We start from the raw sequence: 15775 nt of genomic DNA, 5'->3' as shown, positions 1-15775 counted from the left end.
TCGACGGCGATGATCTCGGAGATCTGGTCGACGTCCAGCAGGGCGGCCACGCGCGGCAGGTAGTTCTTGCCGTTGGTGGTGGCCGGCGCCAGCACATGGCTGTAGCCCTTGCCCAGCTCGGCAATCAGCGGAGCGACGTTTTCCGGCAGCTGGTGCGCGTAGGCGGCGTTGTCGGCCACCAGCACCTTGGCTACGCCGGCGATCTTGGCAGCGGCTTCGGCGACGGCGCCTACGCCCTGGCCTGCGACCAGCACGTGGATATCACCACCGATCTTCTGCGCAGCGGTTACGGTGTTGAGGGTGGCGGCTGCCAGTGCGGCGTTAGTGTGTTCAGCAACAACCAGGATAGCCATCAGATTACCTTCGCCTCGTTCTTCAGTTTGTCGACCAGTTCAGCCACGGACTTGACCTTGATACCGGCCTGGCGGGCGGCCGGTGCTTCGACTTTCAGGGTCTTCACGGTGGAGGCAGTGGACACGCCCAGGGCATCCGGGGTGACCACGTCCAGCGGCTTCTTCTTGGCTTTCATGATGTTCGGCAGCGACGCGTAGCGCGGTTCGTTCAGGCGCAGGTCGGTGGTGACGATCGCCGGCAGGTTCAGCGCCACGGTCTGCAGACCACCATCGATCTCACGGGTGACGTTGACCTTGTCGCCAGCCACCTCGACCTTGGAGGCGAAGGTGCCCTGGGCATAGCCGGTCAGGGCGCCGAGCATCTGGCCGGTCTGGTTGTTGTCGCTGTCGATCGCCTGCTTGCCGAGGATGACCAGCTGCGGCTGCTCCTTCTCGACCACGGCTTTCAGCAGCTTGGCCACCGCCAGGGAGTTCAGCTCGTCGGCGGACTCGACCAGAATGGCGCGGTCGGCGCCCAGGGCCAGGGCCGTACGCAACTGCTCCTGGGCGGCGTTCGGGCCAACCGACACCACGACGATTTCGGTGGCGATGCCCTGCTCTTTCAGCCGCACCGCCTCTTCCACGGCAATCTCGCAGAAGGGGTTCAGCGCCATCTTCACATTGGCGAGGTCGACGCCGGAGTGGTCCGCCTTGACGCGGACCTTGACGTTGAAATCGACCACTCGTTTTACCGGGACCAGTACCTTCATCATGTTTTCCTGTGTCAGGTCGAATAGGGGATCAGGCGCAACGGAGCAGCTCGGCGTATGCCTGCAGGTGGTGATCGTCATCACCCAGCTGGTGGCTTAGCATCACCAGGCGCTTGGCGTGGTGGGACAGGCTGTACTCCCAGGTCATGCCGATACCGCCGTGCAGCTGGACGGCCTGTTCGGCGATAAAACGGGCGGCACGGGTGACGATGAACTTGGCCGCTGCCAGGCGCCGGCTGCGCTCCTCGCTGTCCGGATCGTCCGCCACGCAGGCGGCGAGGATGGCCATGGAGGCAGCCATCTCCAGCTCGCCGCGCATGTCGGCCATGCGGTGTTGCAGCACCTGAAACTTGCCGATGGGCGCACCGAACTGCCGGCGGGTCTTGAGGTAGTCCAGGGTCAGGCGGAAGGATTCCTGCATGCTGCCAAGGGCTTCGGCGCACTGGGCGGCGATGGCGCGGCCCTGCTGGTAGCGCAGCGCTGGCAGGGCCTTGCCGGACTCACCGAGCAGGCTGTCCTCGCCGACCACCACGCCCTCAAGATGAAGCTCACAGGCACGTGGACCATCGATGCAGGGGTAGCTTCGGCGCTTCATGCCGGAGGCAGCCGGATCCACCAGGAACAGGCTGATGCCGGCCTCGTCCCGGGCCGCGCCCGAAGTGCGCGCGGACACCAGGATCAAGCCGGCGCTATCCCCGCCGACCACCACGCATTTGGCGCCGGTCAAACGCCAGCCACCCACACAGGGCTCGGCACGGGTCTGCACATCGTGCAACTGGTAATGGCTCTGGTGTTCCTCCAGGGCGACCGCCAGCTGCAGCTCGCCCGCTGCCACGCGCGGCAGCAGCTCGGCGCGCTGGGCGTCGCTGCCCAATTGTTGCAGCAGGCCGGCACCCAGTACCTGGGAATGGAGGTAAGGCTCCAGACAGAGATTGCGCCCCAATTCGGTCATGACCAGCAGGGTGTCCACCCCGCCTCCGCCCAGACCGCCGTGCTCCTCCGCCAGGGGCACTGCGCATATGCCCAGTTCGCCGAGCTGCTGCCAAAACTCCGGGCTGAAGCCCGCGTCGCTCCGATAGAATCGCTCGCGCTGCTCGAATCCGTAGCTGTCCCGCGCCAGGCGGGCCACCGTGTCCTGCAGCATCTGCTGCTCTTCGTTGAGAGTGAAGTCCATGGGGCCTCCTTAGAGTTCGAGGATCATCTTGGCGATGATGTTCTTCTGGATTTCGTTTGAGCCGCCGTAGATGGACAGCTTGCGCAGGTTGAAGTACTGGCTGGCGGGGCCGGCGCTGTAGTCGGTGTACAGCGGCTCGGTGACCTCGGCGTGCGCCAGCTCCTCTTCCAGGAGCGGCAGCGCATGCACACCCAGCACCTTGCGCTGCAAGTGGCTGATGGCCTGGCGGATCTCCGAACCCTTGATCTTCAGGATCGAGCTTTCCGCGCCCGGCACTCCGCCGCCCTGGACAGAGGCCAGGATGCGCAGCGTGCTCATCTCGATGGCCATCAGCTGCATTTCCACTTCGGCGATCTGCACCCGCAGCAACGGGTCCTCGATCAGGGGCCGGCCGTTGCGCAATTCCTCCGACGCCACTCGCTTGAGCTGTGCCAGGGCCGCCTTGGAATGGGCGATGCCGGCCTGGCCGGTACGCTCGTGGGTGAGCAGGAACTTGGCGCAGGTCCAACCCTGGTTCTCCTCGCCCACGCAGTTGGCCACCGGCACCCGCACGTTGTCGAAGAACACCTCGTTGACTTCGTGATCGCCGTCGAGGGTGATGATCGGCCGCACGCTGATGCCGGGGGTGTCCATGTCGATCAGCAGGAAGGAAATGCCCCGTTGCTGCTGCGCGTCCGGGTCGGTACGCACCAGGCAGAAGATGCGGTTGGCGTGCTGGCCGAGGGTGGTCCAGGTCTTCTGGCCGTTGACCACATAGTGGTCCCCCTCGCGCACGGCGCGGGTCTTCAGGCTGGCCAGGTCGGACCCGGCGCCCGGCTCCGAGTAACCCTGGCACCACCAGTCCTCGCCGGAGAGGATGCGCGGCAGGTAGTGCGCCTTTTGCTCGGGCGTCCCGAACTTCATGATCACCGGGGCAACCATGTTCACGCCGAAGGAGATCAGCCGTGGCGCTCCGAAGGCGCCGCACTCCTCCTCGAAGATATGGCGCTGCACCAGGCTCCAGCCGGTGCCGCCGTGCTCCACCGGCCAGTTCGCGGCGTACCAGCCACGACCGGAAAGAATTCGCTGCCAGCGCTGGTGGTCCTCCTTGTGCAGGTGCTTGCCCAGCCGGACCTTGGCGGCGATTTCGGCGGGCAATTCGCGGGCGAGGAACTCACGAACCTCGTCGCGGAATGCCAACTCGGCAGGGGTGAACTCGATATTCATGGGGATACCCTCGATTGGTGCATCAGTGGGTCTTCTGACTGGTCGGCGGACTGGCGTCCCGCCCGCGCCACCTCGCGCTCGGCGAAGAAGCGGGCCACCAGTTGCGCGCGCTGTGGCGACTCCAGGCACTGGAGGAACAGTTCGCGCTCGCGGCGCAGCCCTTGCTCCAGCGGCAATTGGATGGCCGCCTCGATGGCGTCGATGCAGCGCGGCGGGGAGAACGCGTCGGGTTGCCGGGCAAGGACTTTGGCACGCCGGGCCGCCAGCAGGCTGGAATGATTGCCCCGCTCCGGGGCAGGCACGACGGCCTGGCCGCTGCGCCGTGGACCGGCACCGCGCGCAAGCAGCGCGGCGGTACAGGCCAACCCGGCGTCCAGCAGCTCGCCGTCGAAGAGTTGGTCGACTATCCCGTGCCGCAACGCCGCTTCAGCCGAGATGGGCTCGCCGCCGACGATCATTTCCAGGGCCAGCTCGACGCCAGCCAGGCGCGGCAGACGCTGGGTGCCGCCGGCGCCGGGCAGCAGGCCCAGCTTCACCTCGGGCAGGCCGACACGGGCGTCGCGCCGGGCAATGCGGTAATGGCAGGCCATGGCCACTTCCAGCCCGCCACCGAGGGCTGAGCCATGCAGCACGGCGAGCGTGGGCTTGGCGCAGTTCTCGATGGCCAGGGTGACATCGGGCAAAAGGGGCGCCTGGGGCGGCTGGCCGAACTCACGGATATCGGCGCCGGCGATGAAGGTTCGCCCGCTGCAATAGAGCAGGATCAGCTCTACGGCGGCATCCTGCCCGGCCTCGGCGAAGGCCTGCAGCAGGCCCGCCCGCACCGGCTGGGACAGGGCGTTGACCGGCGGATTGTCAACGCGGATGACAGCGACGCTGCCCACCCGCGACAGACTGACCAGGGATGACATCTGACCGCTCCTGCAGGCTCGCGGCCCGCGCTTGTTGTTGTATTGCGGATCGATAGGGCAAATCAGCGGTGGCGCCATTCCGGCCGGCGCTTTTCCAGGAAGGCGGCCATGCCCTCCTTGCGGTCCTCGCTACCGAAGCTGGCGTGGAGCAGGCGCCGCTCGAAGCGCACGCCCTCGGCGAGGGTGGTTTCGAAGGCGCGGTCCACCGCTTCCTTGTTCAGCTTGACCGCCACTTCCGAGAGGCCGGCGATCTGCGCCGCCACCTGCAGCGCTTCGTCCAGCACCCTTTCGGCCGGCACCACGCGACTCACCAGTCCGCAGCGCTCCGCTTCCTGCGCGTCCATCAGGCGTCCGGTCAGACACAGGTCCATGGCCTTGGCCTTGCCGATGGCGCGAGTCAGGCGCTGGGTGCCGCCAGCCCCGGGCAGGGTGCCCACCTTGACTTCCGGCTGGCCGAAGCGCGCGTCATCGGCAGCGATGATCAGGTCGCACATCATCGCCAATTCGCAGCCACCGCCCAGGGCCAGGCCCCGGACCGCCGCGATCACCGGCTTGCGGCAGCGGGTCGCCTCTTCCCAGTTGGCGGTCACGAAATCCTCCAGATAGACATCGGCGAATGCCTTGTCCCGCAGCTCGGCGATGTCGGCGCCGGCGGCGAAGGCCTTTTCGCTACCGGTGATGACCATGGCGCGAATGCCCCGGTCGCCCTCGAAGGCGCGCAGCGCCTCGCCCAGCTCCGTCATCAGTTGCCCGCTCAGGGCATTGAGCACCTGCGGACGATGGAGGGTGATGAGCCCTACCGACTCATGCCGCTCGACCAGGATGGTGCTGTAGCTCATGGCGCGTCCTCCGCGTGATTCCGTTTCCAGGCACGACCCGGGTGGGCCGATATGGGGCCGAGTCTATCCATCGATAAAAATAAAGACAACATGTTGACATAATAATTTTCAGGCGCGTATCGTCTACTCCATCGCAGCACGCTCTACGTGAAACCACGAATAACAATAGCGATGAAGGGTATGACCCATGAAAATGTGCACTGACCTGCCGCCCGAGCGGCGCCTATCAATGCTGAACTCTGGCGCCTGGAATGACATGATCATTACAGATTACCTGGACCAGGCCGTTACCAGCGCCGCCGACAAGACAGCCCTGGTCGCCTACCGCGTCAGCGATGGCCAACGCCATGCGCTGAGCTACCGAGAGCTGGACCGGGTAGTGGCCAGGATGGCGGTGGGCCTGGTTTCCCTGGGGGTGGAGAAAGGAGAGGTGGTGTCCTGCCAGCTGCCCAACTGGTGGCAGATGAGCGCCTTGCACCTGGCCTGCGTGCGCATCGGCGCCGTGCTCAACCCGCTGATGCCGATCTTCCGCGAGCGCGAGTTGCGCTTCATGCTCGGCCACGCCGAAAGCCGCGTGCTGGTGATTCCCCAGCGTTTTCGGGGCTTCGACTACGCCGCGATGATCGACGGACTGCGCGGCGAGCTGCCGGCCCTGCGCCACGTGCTGGTAATCGACGGCAGCGACGAGGCTACGGACTTCGCTCGGGTGCTGCTGGATCAGCCCTGGGAGGAGCGCCTGGACACGGGCGTCCTGTTCGCCGAACGCCGCCCAAAGGGGGACGATGTGGTGCAGTTGCTCTACACCTCGGGCACCACCGGAGAGCCCAAGGGCGTGCTGCACACCTCCAACACGCTGTTCAGCAATGTCCGCCCCTATGCCGAGCGCCTGGGGCTGGGGGCCGACGACATCGTCTTCATGGCCTCCCCCATGGCCCATCAGACGGGCTTCCTCTACGGCCTGATGATGCCCATCTACCTCAGGGGCGCTGCTGTACTCCAGGACACCTGGGACCCGCATTTCGCCGCGCGCGTCACGGAGGCCGAGCGCCCCACCTTCACCATGGCCTCGACGCCCTTCCTGGCCGACCTGGTGGAAGTGGCACCGAAATACCGCGACGCCCTCGCCTCCCTCAGGGTTTTCGTCGCCGCCGGCGCCCCCATCCCCGGCGCCCTGGTGGAGAAGGCTGGCGATTCGGTGAACGCCCGCATCGTCTCCGCCTGGGGCATGACCGAGAACGGCGCGGTGACCATGACCTGCCCGGAGGACCCGGCCGAGCGCTCGATCCACACCGACGGTCGCGCCCTGCCCTTCATGGAGGTGGCGGTGCAGGACGACCAGGGCCAGCCCCTGGCCAGTGGCCAGGAAGGCCACCTGATGGTGCGCGGCGCCAGTCTCTTCGTCGGCTACCTCAAGCGTCCCGAGCTGTACGGTGTGGACCGGCACGGCTGGTTCGCCACCGGCGACCTGGCGCGCATGGACGAGCGCGGTTACATCCGCATCACCGGGCGCACCAAGGACGTGGTGATCCGCGGCGGCGAGAACATCCCGGTGGTGGAGATCGAGAACCTGCTCTACAAGCACCCGGCGATCTCCGCCGTCGCCCTGGTCGGCTGCCCCGACCCGCGCCTGGGTGAGCGCCTGTGCGCCTACGTCACCCTGCACGACCCCGCCGCCCGCCTGTCGCTGGAGGAGGTCACCGGCTTCCTGCTGGAACAGCAACTGACCCGCAACTACCTCCCCGAATACCTCGAAGTACTGCCGGCCCTGCCCCGCACACCTTCGGGAAAGATCCAGAAATTCAAGCTGCGCGAGCAGGCCCAGGCCATCCGCCTGGAACCGGCCAAGCGTTCCTGACACCACCATCCCGAACCATCGAGAGGACTGCCCCATGAAAGGCCTGACTGGAAAGACCGTGATCGTGACCGGCGGTGGCGGCGGCATCGGCCGCGCCGTGTGCCTGCGCTTCGCCGCGGAAGGCTGCAAGGTCGCCGTGCTGGACCGTGACGCCTCCGCGGCACAGGCCACCGCCGACCTGGTGAGCGAAGTGGGCGGCAAGGCCCGCGCCTACGCCGCCGACATCACCGACTACGCCGCCATCGTAGCCACCGTGGCCGCGATCGAGCAGGAGCTCGGCACCCCCACCGTGCTGGTCAACAACGCCGGCTTCGACCGCTTCCTGCCCTTCCTCAAGACCGAGCCGCAGCAGTGGGAACAGCTGATCGCCATCAACCTCACCGGCGCCCTGAACATGCACCACGTGGTGCTGCCGAAGATGCTCGAAGCCGGCGGCGGCAAGGTCATCAACGTCGCCTCCGACGCCGCCCGCGTGGGCTCCTCCGGCGAAGCCGTGTACGCCGCCTGCAAGGCCGGCCTGATAGGCCTGTCGAAGACCCTGGCGCGCGAGCTGGCGACCAAGGGCGTGAACCTCAACGCGGTGTGCCCGGGCCCCACCGATACCGCGCTGCTGAAGAGCGTTGCGGCCACCTCGAACAACCCGGAAAAGCTGCTGGAAGCCTTCAGGAATGCCGTGCCGATGCGCCGCCTCGGCCAGCCGGAGGACTACCCCGGGATCATCGCCCTGCTGGCCAGTGACGATGCCAACTTCATCACCGGACAGGTCATCAGCGTGTCCGGCGGACTGACCATGGCCGGCTGATCGGTCGAAGAAACCAGGAGAGAACACATGAACTACGAAGACATCCTGTACGAAGAAAAGGACGGCGTCGCCACCATCACCATCAATCGTCCGGACCGCTACAACGCCTTTCGCGGCCAGACCTGCATGGAACTGATCGACGCCTTTAACCGCGCCGGCTGGAACAAGGCCATCGGCGTCATCGTCTTCACCGGCGCCGGCGACAAGGCCTTCTGCACTGGCGGCGACCAGGGCGCCCATGAAGGCCAGTACGACGGCCGCGGCCTGATCGGCCTGCCAGTGGAAGAACTGCAAGGCCTGATCCGCGAAGTGCCCAAGCCGGTCATCGCCCGGGTCAACGGCTTCGCCATCGGCGGCGGCCATGTGCTGCACGTGGTCTGCGACCTCTCCATCGCCTCCGACAAGGCGGTGTTCGGCCAGGTGGGGCCCAAGGTCGGCTCGGTGGACCCCGGCTTCGGCACCGCGTACCTGTCGCGGGTGATCGGCGAGAAGCGCGCCCGCGAGATCTGGTACTTGTGCCGCAAGTACAGCGCCCAGCAGGCCCTGGAGTGGGGCTTGGTGAATGCCGTGGTGCCCCACGAGGAGCTGGATGCGGAAGTGCAGAAGTGGTGCGACGAAATCCTCGAGAAGAGCCCCACCGCCCTGTCCATCGCCAAGCGTTCCTTCAACGCCGACAGCGAGAACATCGCCGGCATCGGCGGCCTGGGGATGCAGGCCCTGTCCCTGTACTACGACACCGAGGAATCCAAGGAAGGCGTCGCCGCGTTCAAGGAAAAGCGCAAGCCGGACTTCCGCAAGTTCTATCGCTGACCCGCTGACCCGCAGTCCCGCCCGGATGCGCTCCGGGCGGGACAACCCCTGCCTCGCGCCGAACCGGCCCGGAGAGAGACATGTACTTCGCATTCAACGAACAACAGAACGCCATCCGTGAAAGCGTCGCCCGCTTCAGCGCCGAGGTCCTGGCACCCGGTTACAAGAAGCGCGACCAGGCTGGCGAGATCGAGCGCTCGGTCATCGAGCAGATGGGCCAGATGGGCCTGCTGGGCGGCGAGCTGCCGGAAGAGTACGGCGGCAGCGGCCTGGACTGCGTCACCGCCGGCCTGATCATCGAAGAGATTTCCCGCGGCGACTTCAACGTCGGCTACATCCCACTGCTGACCTCGCTCAATGGCCAGATCATCGCCCAGCACGCCGCGCCGGACCTCGCCCGCGAGTGGCTGCACGAGATCACCGCCGGGCGCAAGATCGTCTGCATCGCACTCACCGAACCCAGCGGCGGCTCCGATGCCGCCAGCCTGCGCCTGAAGGCCGAGCGCAAGGGCGACGTCTATGTGCTGAACGGCGAGAAGACGTCCATCTCCATGGCCGACCAGGCCGACGTGGCGGTGGTCTTCGCCCGCACCGGCACCCCGGAGCAGCGCGCCAACGGCATCAGCGCCTTCCTGGTGCCCATGACCCTGCCCGGCATCAGCACCACCCGCTTTGACGATGCCGGCGAACGCGCCATCGGCCGTGGCTCGATCTTCTTCGACAACGTGGAAGTACCCGCCAGCCATCGCCTGGGCGAGGACGGCAAGGGCTTCAAGCAGGTGATGCAGGGCTTCGATTACAGCCGCGCGCTGATCGGCCTGCAGTGCCTGGCCCTGGCCCAGCAATCCCTCGACGAAACCTGGGCCTGGCTGACCGAGCGCCAGGCCTTCGGCCAGCGGCTGGCGGCCTTCCAGGGACTGACCCACCCGCTGGCGGAACTCCAGACCTACGTCCACGCCGCACGCCTGCAGTGCTACCACTCGCTGTGGCTGAAGGACAACGGCCTGCCCCATAACGCCGAAGCCGCGATGAACAAATGGTGGGCGCCGAAGCTGGCCTTCGACGTGGTCAAGCAATGCCTGCTGGCCCACGGACACACCGGCTACGGCGAGGACCTGCCCTTCGCCCAGCGCCTGCGTGACGTACTGGGCCTGCAAATCGGTGACGGAACGGCGCAGATCATGAAAAATATCATCGCGCGGGAACTCACACCGAAATAGCGCCTGGTCTGCCCGCGGCGGACAGGCTGACGCCCCAGTCACCAACTGCTCCTGGGCAACAAGGAATCCAGATGACCACGAACGAGAACAAGGGCATACCCAACCGGCTGTTCTTCCGCCTGTTCCAGACCGGCAACGTGCTGCAGCGGCAGGTACAGAACGAGATGGGCATCAGCACCGTGCAATGGGCGGTGCTGGGCGCCCTGTCCAGGTCCGGCTTCGAGACGGGCATCTCCTTCAACCAGTTGACGGAGTACCTGTTCGTCAGCCGGCAGAGCCTGGACGGTGTGCTCAAACGCATGGAGCGCGACAACCACGTGCTGCGCGTGCCCCATCCCGACGATGGACGCGCGCGCCTGGTGCGGCTGACCGAGCAGGGACGCGACTACTGGGACAGCCTGCAGGAGCGGATCTACCAGTTCTACGAACAGGGCCTGAAGGGGTTCAGTTTCGACGACAGCGTCAACTTCCTTCACTACCTGAACAAGTTGCAACACGACATGGCCCTGATCGACCTTGGCCATGGGCAGGCGGCGGACAGCGACGACCCGGCCGAGGACTAGTCCCGGCCCTTCGCTCCCGCCAGGCGCCAGCGCGCCATCCTGCCCGGCCCCGGGCGTAGTGCCGGTCGACCTGACGACCACCTGGCAGGAGCGAAATCCCCCATGCACCCGCGTTCACCCTTCCCCCGGTACCTGACCGGCCCGCCCTAGCCCCTTCCCGGCAGCCGGCCGCTCGCCCAATCACATCCACTTCTTTACCCGATCAACAGAACGGGCGCCCCACTCATGCCCGAAGGGAGCCGAGACACGACGACATCCCGCTGATTCACAAGAACCAAACCGCAACCACCGCCTCGCGACGTGCCAGACAACAAGAACCAGAAGGTAAATAGCATGCATACCGGACTTCATTCCCGACTCGGAGCCCTCACCCTCCTCGGCCTGATGCCGCTGACGGCCAGCGCCGACTTCCTCGCCGACAGCCAACTGAGCCTGGAAACCCGCAATTTCTACATGAACCGCGACTACCGCGACGCCGACAAGCCGGACACCCCGCGCTTTCGCGGCGAGCCCAAGGCCAAGTCCGAGGAGTGGGCGCAGGGGTTCATGCTGCGCTACAGCTCCGGCTTCACCGAGGGCCCACTGGGATTCGGCGTCGATGGTCTGGGCCTGCTGGGGATCAAGCTCGACGCCGGGCGCGGCACCAGCGGCACCGGCGCCCTGCAGGTGCAGCGCGACGGCGAGGTGTCCGACGAGTTCGGCTTCTTCGGCGCGACGGCCAAGGCGCGGCTGGGCAAGTCCGTGCTCACGGTCGGCACCCACGCGCCAACCCTGCCCGTGGCCTTCCGCAATGACACCCGGCTGCTGCCGCAGACCTTCCAGGGCGCGCAGATCGTCTCCAACGACCTCGACAGGTTCACCCTCACCGCCGGCCAGTTCCGCGCCACGCGCCTGCGCAACTCCAGCGACTACGAGGACATGGCCATGTTTTCCGACGGCGCGGTGGGCGGCGTCGCCAGCGACCGCTTCAACTACGCCGGCGCAACCTGGGCGCCCTCCACCGGACTGGCGGCTACCTACTACCAGGCGGAGCTGAAGGACAACTACCGGCAGCACTATGCCAACCTCCTGCATGGCCTACCGCTGGCCGAGGGGCTGACCCTGAAATCCGACATCCGCTATTTCCGCAGCACGGACGAGGGCCGCACCACGGTGGACAACCGCAACCTCGGCGCCATGTTCACCCTGATGTACAAGGGCCATGCCCTGGGCCTGGCCTATCAGGATCAGGACGGCGACACCGGTACGCCCTTCATCGCCGGCGGTACCGATCCCTGGACGTTGAACACGGTCACCTACCACCACTTCCTGCGCGCCCGGGAAGACTCCTGGCAGCTGCGCTACGACTATGACTTCGCCGCATCGGGCATCCCCGGCCTGTCGCTGATGACCCGCTACGTCTCCGGCGAAAACTTCGAGATCGGCGGGCAGGACGCGCGTGAATGGGAACGCGACCTGGACATCGCCTACGTGGTGCAGAGCGGCCCGCTCAAGGGCATGAACCTGCGCTGGCGCAACGTCGCCTATCGCGGCAGCCACACCACGGACATCGACGAGAACCGCTTCATCATCGGCTACACCTTCAAGTTCTGGTAACGCCCCGGGAGACTTCAGCATGCATATCGACGCCGCCATCCGTTCACGCAAGTCCGTCCGCCGCTTTCACCCCTGGCCGGTGCCGCGCCACATCATCCAGCACCTGCTGGAACTCGCGGCACGTGCGCCCAGCGGCAACAACATCCAGCCCTGGCAGGTGCATGTCGTCACCGGCGAGAAGAAGCAAGCCCTGTGCAAGGCGATCCTCCAGCACGCAGAGGCCGGCAACCCTGGTGCAGCGGAATACCGCTACTACCCGGATCAGTGGCACGAGCCCTACCTGGCACGACGCCGGGCGGTAGGCTTCGGTCTCTACCAGGCGCTGGGCATCGACCGCCATGACCTGGCTGCGCGCCGGGGCCAGGAGCTGCACAACTACAGCTTCTTCGATGCGCCGGTAGGCCTGCTGGTCAGCCTCGACAGACGCCTCAACACCGGCAGCTACCTGGACCTGGGGATGTTCATCCAGACCTTCATGCTCGCCGCCCGCGGCAAGGGCCTGCACACTTGCCCGCAGGCGGCGTTCGCCTGGTATCACGAGGTCGTCCGCCAACATGTTCCGCTGCCTCCGGAGCACATCCTGGTCTGCGGTATTGCCCTCGGTCACGAAGATTCCGAGGCGGCAGCGAACACCTTCGTCACGCCTCGAGAGCCGGTCCGGACGTTCGCCAGCTTCCACGGATTCCAGACGTCCTGCGAAACCTGATCCCCGGAGGTGCCCATGATCAAAGACGCCGAGCAGGCCATCCGCCAGGCGGCCATCGAGCTGATCGCCCGGCAGGGGTACGACGCCATGACCCTGCGCGGGCTCGCCGCTCACGCGGGCGTGAATACCAGCACGCTGTACCTCTACTACAAGGGCAAGCAGGATCTGCTGGCCAGCCTGGTGCTGGACTACTACGAAAGCCTCCACGAAGCCTGGCTGGAAACCAGGCCGACAGTCGCGCCGGCCGTTTCGGCCTGGGCCGCGTTCGTCGACTCCCATGTCAGCCTGCACCTCAGCGATCGCCAACAGGGCCTACTGGGGAACCTGGAGCTCCGCTGTCTGGGAGGCGCCGAGCTGCAGGCCGTCAAACGTGCTCGCCGGGGCTACCTGGACGAAATCCAGGCGCTCATCAGGCAAGGCATCGCCGAGCGAGTGTTCCAGTGCCCGGAGCCAAAGCTGTACGCCAACATTCTCTTCAACCTGTTGACCCATGCATGCTCCTGGTACCAGGAAGGGGGACGCCTCTCCCGGGAGGACGTTACTGCACACTATCTCGACCTGACGTTCAGGATGCTGGCGCCTTCAGAGGGCATAGCCCTTCGCGCTGACTGAAGCCGGGCAACATTGGGCAATCCTGGTGGAACTGCACTGGCCGGCATTTCTCCTGAACCCGGTCATGCACGGAGGAAGGAGCTGACCGCTTTCAGTTGTGGATTCAATCGATGGATGCAACAGATTGGCTAAACCGTTCAGCAGGCGTCGCATAGTCGAGCGGTTGAATCCGCAGCCATATACGGTCGTTAGCCAATGCCCACGTAGAGTTGATCAAACTCCGCCAGCTTCTTCGCTTATCCCACCTGAAGCCTCTCAGACCCAGCCTTGTCCAGAATGGCTCCAGCTATGTCGCAAGAGCGCCGTCAGGCCGACTGCAGGTTCTGGGAATGCCTAGGCAAGGCGATGGAGCTGAAGGCGGCCAGCGATACCAATGCCGTCGACACCCACAGACAGGCCTCCAGCCCATGGACCTGGAAGATCCAGCCGGACAGCAGCGTGCCGAGCAAACGGCCGAGGGCGTTGGACATGTAGTAGAAGCCCACGTCCAGCGACACCCCGTCCTCCTTGGCATAGGAGACGATCAGGTAGCTGTGCAGGGAGGAGTTCACCGCGAACAGCACGCCGAACAGCGTCAGCCCGCCCACCAGCACCCGCTGAGCCGGCCACCCCGCCCAGAGGCCGAGGGCGATGGCCGCCGGCAGCAGCGCCAGCAGGCCGGCCCAGAAGAAGGCGGCGCGGCCATCCGGCAGGCGTCCGCTGCGCTTGCCGGTGATGGCGGGCGCGACGGACTGGACGATGCCGTAGCCGATGACCCAGGCCGCGAGAAAGCCGCCCACCAGCCAGAAGTCCCAGCCGAACACCGTGCTCAGGTAGACCGGCAGCGCCACCACGAACCAGACGTCGCGGGCGCCGAAGAGGAACAACCGCGCCGCCGAAAGGATGTTGATCGCCCGGCTCTTGGAGAGGATGTCGCGGAACTTCGGCTTGGCCTTGGCCTTGCCCAGGTCCTTCTTCAGCAGCGCCAGGCTGCCGAGCCAGATCAGCGCCAGCACCGCCGCCATGGCGAGTACCGCCCCGGTGAACCCCAGCGAGGCGAGCAAGGCGCCGCCGAGGAAGAAGCCCACGCCCTTGAGCGCGTTCTTCGACCCGGTGAGGATGGCCACCCACTGGTACAGGGTGCCCTGCTGGCTGTCGGGCACCAGGAGCTTGATCGAGCTCTTGGCGCTCATCTTGTTGAGGTCCTTGGCGATGCCCGACAGCGCCTGGGCGCCCATCACCCAGGGGATGGTCAACCAGGCCGCCGGCACCGCGAGCATCAGCAGCGCGGCGACCTGCAGGCCGAGGCCGATGTTCATGGTGCGGTTGAGGCCCAGGCGCGCACCCAGGTAACCGCCCACCAGGTTGGTGATGACGCCGAAGAATTCGTAGAACAGGAACAGCGCGGCGATCTGCAGCGGCGTGTAGCCCAGGCTGTGGAAGTGCAGTACCACCAGCATGCGCAAGGCGCCGTCGGTGAGGGTGAAGGCCCAGTAGTTGCTGGTCACCAGCAGGTACTGGCGCACTGACGGGGAGAGGGCTGACAACGCGTTCATGATCGCGGCGCGTCCCTGTCAGCCCGCCAGGCCGACCAGCCGCGCCAGCTCGACGGTGCGGTTGGCGTAGCCCCACTCGTTGTCGTACCAGGCGTAGAGCTTCACCTGGGTGCCGTTGACCACCAGGGTCGACAGCGCATCGATGATCGAGGAGCGCGGATCGGTGCGGTAGTCGATGGACACCAGCGGGCGCTCCTCATAACCGAGGATGCCCTTCAGTTCGTTCTCGGCAGCCGCCTTGAGCAGTGCATTGACCTCGTCAGCCGTGGTCGTGCGCTCCACTTCGAACACGCAGTCGGTCAAGGAGGCGTTGGCCAGCGGCACCCGCACCGCATGGCCATTCAGCCGTCCGCGCAGCTCGGGGAAGATTTCCGCGATGGCGGTGGCCGAGCCGGTGGTGGTGGGGATCAGGCTCATGCCCGAGGCACGGGCGCGGCGCAGATCCTTGTGCGGCTGGTCGAGGATGCTCTGGGTGTTGGTCAGGTCATGAATGGTGGTGATCGAACCATGGCGGATACCCAGGTTCTCGTGGATCACCTTGACCACCGGCGCCAGGCAGTTGGTGGTGCAGGACGCAGCGGTGACGATGCGATGCTGCGCCGGGTCGAACAGCTGCTGGTTGACGCCCATGACGATGTTCAGCGCGCCCTGCTCCTTGACCGGCGCGCTGACCACCACGCGCTTCACGCCCTGGTCCAGGTAGGCCTGCAGCACGGCGACCGTCTTCATCCTGCCGCTGGCCTCGATCACCAGGTCGCAGCCCGACCAGTCGGTGTCCGCGATGGCCTTGTTGGCGGTGACCTGGATGCGCTTGCCGCCGATCACCACGCAGTCGCCCTCGGCA

The 15775-nt window shown here is 66.1% G+C and carries 14 protein-coding genes and 2 pseudogenes; 8 read left to right on the top strand and 8 right to left on the bottom strand.

Going from position 1 to position 15775, the window contains the following annotated elements; all coding sequences use genetic code 11:
- From E8F12_RS11405 to E8F12_RS11380, 6 genes and pseudogenes are all read right to left on the bottom strand, one after another.
- Positions 1–353 (bottom strand): annotated as a pseudogene (locus tag E8F12_RS11405) (electron transfer flavoprotein subunit alpha/FixB family protein); the annotation flags it as partial.
- A complete protein-coding gene (locus E8F12_RS11400) occupies positions 353–1102 on the bottom strand; it encodes an electron transfer flavoprotein subunit beta/FixA family protein (RefSeq protein ID WP_280325342.1) in 750 nt (249 codons plus the stop codon). The gene E8F12_RS11400 and the pseudogene E8F12_RS11405, both read right to left, overlap by 1 nt.
- A gap of 31 nt (positions 1103–1133) precedes the next feature.
- On the bottom strand, positions 1134–2276 hold the full coding sequence (locus tag E8F12_RS11395) for an acyl-CoA dehydrogenase (RefSeq protein ID WP_280325341.1): 1143 nt from the start codon (positions 2274–2276) through the stop codon (positions 1134–1136).
- 9 nt (positions 2277–2285) lie between these two features.
- A complete protein-coding gene (locus E8F12_RS11390; RefSeq protein WP_280325340.1) occupies positions 2286–3482 on the bottom strand; it encodes an acyl-CoA dehydrogenase family protein in 1197 nt (398 codons plus the stop codon).
- A gap of 71 nt (positions 3483–3553) precedes the next feature.
- Positions 3554–4393, bottom strand: a pseudogene (locus E8F12_RS11385) (enoyl-CoA hydratase/isomerase family protein); the annotation flags it as partial.
- 62 nt (positions 4394–4455) lie between these two features.
- On the bottom strand, positions 4456–5232 hold the full coding sequence (locus tag E8F12_RS11380; RefSeq protein WP_280325338.1) for an enoyl-CoA hydratase: 777 nt from the start codon (positions 5230–5232) through the stop codon (positions 4456–4458).
- 256 nt (positions 5233–5488) lie between these two features.
- Here E8F12_RS11380 and E8F12_RS11375 point away from each other — a divergent pair, with 256 nt between their 5' ends.
- From E8F12_RS11375 to E8F12_RS11340, 8 genes are all read left to right on the top strand, one after another.
- Positions 5489–7087, top strand: coding sequence for an AMP-binding protein (locus E8F12_RS11375; RefSeq protein WP_280325337.1), 1599 nt, complete (start codon positions 5489–5491; stop codon positions 7085–7087).
- A 34-nt stretch (positions 7088–7121) separates the two neighbouring features.
- The gene (locus E8F12_RS11370) at positions 7122–7889 is read left to right on the top strand and encodes an SDR family oxidoreductase (protein WP_280325336.1); all 768 of its coding nucleotides are present in this window, start codon (positions 7122–7124) and stop codon (positions 7887–7889) included.
- A gap of 27 nt (positions 7890–7916) precedes the next feature.
- Positions 7917–8699 carry a 2-ketocyclohexanecarboxyl-CoA hydrolase gene (gene badI, locus E8F12_RS11365; RefSeq protein ID WP_280325335.1) on the top strand — a complete coding sequence of 261 codons (783 nt, stop codon included), beginning with the start codon at positions 7917–7919 and terminating at the stop codon, positions 8697–8699.
- Positions 8700–8779: 80 nt separating this feature from the next.
- Positions 8780–9919: a cyclohexanecarboxyl-CoA dehydrogenase gene (aliB, locus tag E8F12_RS11360; protein WP_280325334.1), complete on the top strand. Its 1140-nt coding sequence runs from the start codon at positions 8780–8782 to the stop codon at positions 9917–9919.
- Between the two features lie 71 nt (positions 9920–9990).
- Positions 9991–10482, top strand: coding sequence for a MarR family transcriptional regulator (locus tag E8F12_RS11355; RefSeq protein WP_280325333.1), 492 nt, complete (start codon positions 9991–9993; stop codon positions 10480–10482).
- A gap of 333 nt (positions 10483–10815) precedes the next feature.
- Positions 10816–12078 carry an OprD family porin gene (locus E8F12_RS11350; RefSeq protein ID WP_280325332.1) on the top strand — a complete coding sequence of 421 codons (1263 nt, stop codon included), beginning with the start codon at positions 10816–10818 and terminating at the stop codon, positions 12076–12078.
- Between the two features lie 19 nt (positions 12079–12097).
- Entirely contained in the window at positions 12098–12784 is a 687-nt protein-coding gene (locus E8F12_RS11345) for a nitroreductase (protein ID WP_280325331.1), read from the top strand.
- A 15-nt stretch (positions 12785–12799) separates the two neighbouring features.
- Positions 12800–13396: a TetR/AcrR family transcriptional regulator gene (locus tag E8F12_RS11340; protein WP_280325330.1), complete on the top strand. Its 597-nt coding sequence runs from the start codon at positions 12800–12802 to the stop codon at positions 13394–13396.
- Between the two features lie 305 nt (positions 13397–13701).
- On the opposite strand, the gene arsJ is transcribed toward E8F12_RS11340, so the two are convergent.
- Positions 13702–14931, bottom strand: a complete 1230-nt coding sequence (arsJ, locus tag E8F12_RS11335; protein WP_280325329.1) for an organoarsenical effux MFS transporter ArsJ — start codon at positions 14929–14931, stop codon at positions 13702–13704.
- 18 nt (positions 14932–14949) lie between these two features.
- Positions 14950–15775: ArsJ-associated glyceraldehyde-3-phosphate dehydrogenase (locus E8F12_RS11330; protein WP_280325280.1), on the bottom strand; the 826-nt coding region annotated here is incomplete at its 5' end.

The organism is Pseudomonas sp. BN102 (assembly GCF_029871245.1).
GTDB lineage: Bacteria > Pseudomonadota > Gammaproteobacteria > Pseudomonadales > Pseudomonadaceae > Metapseudomonas.
The sequence above is the reverse complement of the archived record's forward strand: the minus strand, read 5'-3'. Positions and strand labels throughout refer to the sequence as shown.

Bases quoted from the DNA above. Each gene is read 5' to 3' on its own strand.
- E8F12_RS11340 (WP_280325330.1), top strand. From the start codon at position 12,800: ATGATCAAAGACGCCGAGCAGGCCATCCGCCAGGCGGCCATCGAGCTG.
- E8F12_RS11370 (WP_280325336.1), top strand. From the start codon at position 7,122: ATGAAAGGCCTGACTGGAAAGACCGTGATCGTGACCGGCGGTGGCGGC.
- E8F12_RS11345 (WP_280325331.1), top strand. From the start codon at position 12,098: ATGCATATCGACGCCGCCATCCGTTCACGCAAGTCCGTCCGCCGCTTT.
- arsJ (WP_280325329.1), bottom strand. From the start codon at position 14,931: ATGAACGCGTTGTCAGCCCTCTCCCCGTCAGTGCGCCAGTACCTGCTG.
- E8F12_RS11355 (WP_280325333.1), top strand. From the start codon at position 9,991: ATGACCACGAACGAGAACAAGGGCATACCCAACCGGCTGTTCTTCCGC.
- E8F12_RS11395 (WP_280325341.1), bottom strand. From the start codon at position 2,276: ATGGACTTCACTCTCAACGAAGAGCAGCAGATGCTGCAGGACACGGTG.
- badI (WP_280325335.1), top strand. From the start codon at position 7,917: ATGAACTACGAAGACATCCTGTACGAAGAAAAGGACGGCGTCGCCACC.
- E8F12_RS11350 (WP_280325332.1), top strand. From the start codon at position 10,816: ATGCATACCGGACTTCATTCCCGACTCGGAGCCCTCACCCTCCTCGGC.
- aliB (WP_280325334.1), top strand. From the start codon at position 8,780: ATGTACTTCGCATTCAACGAACAACAGAACGCCATCCGTGAAAGCGTC.
- E8F12_RS11390 (WP_280325340.1), bottom strand. From the start codon at position 3,482: ATGAATATCGAGTTCACCCCTGCCGAGTTGGCATTCCGCGACGAGGTT.
- E8F12_RS11380 (WP_280325338.1), bottom strand. From the start codon at position 5,232: ATGAGCTACAGCACCATCCTGGTCGAGCGGCATGAGTCGGTAGGGCTC.
- E8F12_RS11375 (WP_280325337.1), top strand. From the start codon at position 5,489: ATGATCATTACAGATTACCTGGACCAGGCCGTTACCAGCGCCGCCGAC.
- E8F12_RS11400 (WP_280325342.1), bottom strand. From the start codon at position 1,102: ATGAAGGTACTGGTCCCGGTAAAACGAGTGGTCGATTTCAACGTCAAG.